Annotated in this window: 2 protein-coding genes; both read right to left on the bottom strand. The window is 71.2% G+C overall.

Going from position 1 to position 2,959, the window contains the following annotated elements; translation table 11 throughout:
• Positions 1-135: 135 nt before the first annotated feature.
• Positions 136-1,743 carry a multicopper oxidase family protein gene (locus H5J33_RS29315; protein ID WP_181797831.1) on the bottom strand — a complete coding sequence of 536 codons (1,608 nt, stop codon included), beginning with the start codon at positions 1,741-1,743 and terminating at the stop codon, positions 136-138.
• A 123-nt stretch (positions 1,744-1,866) separates the two neighbouring features.
• The gene (locus tag H5J33_RS29310; protein ID WP_181797830.1) at positions 1,867-2,556 is read right to left on the bottom strand and encodes a 1-acyl-sn-glycerol-3-phosphate acyltransferase; all 690 of its coding nucleotides are present in this window, start codon (positions 2,554-2,556) and stop codon (positions 1,867-1,869) included.
• Positions 2,557-2,959: the final 403 nt, after the last annotated feature.

Raw genomic sequence — 2,959 nt, 5'->3', positions numbered from 1 at the left:
GTGAGTCCTTCGTCCACGGCCTCCACCTGGCCTCGGCGGCGGGCGCGGTGGTCCTGCTGACGGCGTCGGCGGTGGCGTGGTTCCTGCTGCGGGGCCAGAAGCTGGACGGCACCGGGTGAGCCGGCCGCGCCGCCCTCACTTCTTGTAGCCGAGGACCGTCATCATCCCGCTCTCCGAGTGGTACTGGTTGTGGCAGTGCAGCATCCACAGCCCCGGGTTGTCGGCGTCGAAGTCGAGCACCAGCTTGCGGTGCGGCAGCACCAGCGCGGTGTCCTTGCGCGCGCCCGCGGAGTCGAGCCCGGTCACCGCGAAGGTGTGCCCGTGCAGATGCATGGGGTGCCACATGTCGGTGGCGTTGATGAGGGTGAGCCGTACCCGCTCACCGGCGCGGACCGGGTGGCGCTGCTGCGGGGTGTAGGGCTTGTGGTCGAAGCCCCAGTCGAACTTCGCCATCGTGCCGGTGATCCGGATGCGCACCTCCCGGTCGGGCACCCGGTCGTCCAGGGTGACGGACTCGTGGGGCAGCAGACGGCGGGCGGGGACGGTGTTGCCGTCGAGCTCCCGCGGGTGGACCTCGCCGGAGGGCAGGGACTTGCGCGTCTTGCCGGTGTGCAGGACGGCCAGGGCCCTGCCCTTCTTGCCCTCGGGGACTGCCACCAGCGGGAACATGCCGTCCCGGGCGGTGATCAGCACGTCGTAGCGCTCCGCCATGCCGACGAGGAGCGCGTCGGTCTCCTTGTGCCGCACCGGGTAGCCGTCGGTGTGCGTGATGGTCATCCTGTGGTCGCCCAGCGCCACCCGGAAGGCGGTCTCGGAACCGGCGTTGATGATGCGCAGCCGCACCCGCTCGCCGGGGCGGCAGCGGAACACCGACGGGCTGGCGGGCAGATGGCCGTTGACGAGGTAGTGCGGGTAGGCGACGCTGCCGCCCTCCCCGTTGAGCATGCGGCTGTAGGACTTGTGCAGCACCCGGTTGGGCCCGGTGGACTTCTTGGACGGCGCCGGGTGCTCCTTCGTCGGGTGGCCGGGGCCCATGGCCATGCCCCCCATGTCCATGGCGCCGCCGGGCTTGAGCTGTTCCAGGACGTTCTCGGGGGTGGAGCCCCCCACCCCGTCGAGCCAGTCGTCCAGGACCACGACCCACTCCTTGTCGTAGGAGAGGGGTTCCCTGGGATCGTCCACGACGAGCGGCGCGTACAGGGCCCGGTCGGGCTGCATACCGACGTGGGAGTGCAGCAGGTACGTTCCCGGGTGCGCGACGGTGAAGCGGTAGCGGAAGTCGGTGCCGGGATGGATGGCCCGCTGGGTCAGGTCGGGGACGCCGTCCATGTCGCAGCGCAGCCGCACCCCGTGGGAGTGCAGGGTGGTGGTCGCGGGCAGCCGGTTGGCCAGGGTCAGGTCGAGCACGTCGCCGGCGGTGACCCGCACCAGCGGGCCCGGCACCTCCTCGTTGTACGCCCACGTCCGCACGGAGTGCCCGCCCAGGTCCAGCTCGGCCTCCGCCGCGGTGAACCGGACGACGCGCTCGCGGCCGGACCCGCGTCTGCGTTCGGCGGCCAGCACCTCGGGATCCGAGGGGTTGACGTAGCCTCGGGGCCCGGCCGGGACGAACCTCTCCCCGCCGCCGGGGTGTTCGGGCCCGGAGCCGGACTCCGGGCCGGAGCTGGTGCAGGCCGCCAGGAATCCCGCGCCGGCGGCGACGAGGGGGGTGCGGAGCAGGGTACGCCGAGAAGGTGTGAACATGTCTAAATAAGACATGTTGGGTGGTCATGTGGCCCGGTAATGCGGCCGAATGCCCTATGTGTCGGCGGCAGATTCCACCGGCAGGCGGAGGGGCGAGGGGCGTCGCGCCCTCGTCCCGGGGACTCAGGCGGCCTTCGCCTTGGTGGCGTACATGTCCACGTACTCCTGCCCGGACAGCCGCATCACCTCGGTCATCACCGAGTCCGTCACCGCCCGCAGGACGTACCGGTCGCGGTCCATGCCGTCGTAGCGCGAGAACTCCATGGCCTCGCCGAACCGCACGGTGACCCGGCCCGGCCGCGGGAAGCCGTTGCCGCCCGGCTGGAGCTTGTCGGTGCCGATCATGGCGAACGGCACGACGGGCGCGCCGGTCATCAGGGTCAGCCGGGCGATCCCGGTGCGGCCCCGGTACAGCCGGCCGTCGGGCGAGCGGGTGCCCTCCGGGTAGATGCCGAAGATCCGGCCCTCCTCCAGGATGCGGCGCCCGGTCATCAGCGCCGCCACACCGCCGTTCGCCCCGTCCCGGTCCACCGGGACCATGCCGACGCCGGTGAAGAACCAGGCCATCAGCCGGCCCTTGAGGCCCTTTCCGGTGACGTACTCGTCCTTGCCGATGAAGTGCACCTGCCGCTTGGTGACCAGCGGCAGCACGATCGAGTCGATGAAGGTGAGGTGATTACCGGCCAGAATCACCGGCCCGTCCCCCGGGATGTGCTCCGCGCCCTCCACCTGGGGGCGGAACATCAGGCGCATGATCGGTCCGAGCACTGCCTTGATGAGCGCGAAGCGGGACAACGGGTCCTCCGATGTCAAGGGGGGCGATATGAGTCTGTGCAGGTGAGGACATTACTCGCGGGGCACGCCCGCGCGCACATCGGAGGCGTCCGCTTCGCCGAGGTCTTACGAAGTGTTGACGCGCGTTTACCTGGGGTGGCGCGGCCAGGACGGCGGGTAACAGCCTTGTGCGCATGTGACGGACATCGCGTCGGCCGGGGACCCGCCCCCGCCGACGCCCCGTCACCCCCGCCGCCCGCCGGACACCCGACGGCACCCCGGTGTTCGAACGAGGGCCTCCCTTCGGTCATGTGTACGCCCCTACGATCGGCGCGCACCGGCAGAAGCGAACGGCAGGAGGGCGCTCATGGGCGGCGACCAGGAGAACGGGCAGACGCAGGCGACGGGACGGCGGGCACTGCTCGGCGCCGCGGTGCTCGGC

Source organism: Streptomyces sp. WELS2, assembly GCF_013870595.1.
GTDB lineage: Bacteria > Actinomycetota > Actinomycetes > Streptomycetales > Streptomycetaceae > Streptomyces.
This window is presented reverse-complemented; position numbering and strand designations above follow the sequence as displayed.